Raw genomic sequence first — 231 nt, forward strand, 5'->3', positions numbered from 1 at the left:
CCATCACCGCCGTCGGTCGAGGGAAACGCCAGGTGGTGAAGATGGACCGCTACGGCTTCCCTAGGGCCGCCGCGGGACGGATCAAACGGGTACATGGCTTCCAGACCGGCGATCAGGTGAAGCTGGTGCAACCCAAAGGCAAATACGCCGGGGTTCACGTGGGGCGGCTTACCGGAGTGCGAGCCGACGGGCGCTTTGATCTTCAATGCGCCTGCGGCAAAATCACCGCCC

1 protein-coding gene is annotated in these 231 nt (G+C 64.1%); it reads left to right on the forward strand.

Annotated features, from left to right (window positions below):
• On the forward strand, window positions 1–231 hold a 231-nt coding region (locus ACYQ3M_RS11680; RefSeq protein ID WP_460036254.1), incomplete at both ends, for a hypothetical protein.

This window comes from Methylothermus subterraneus, from assembly GCF_054656915.1.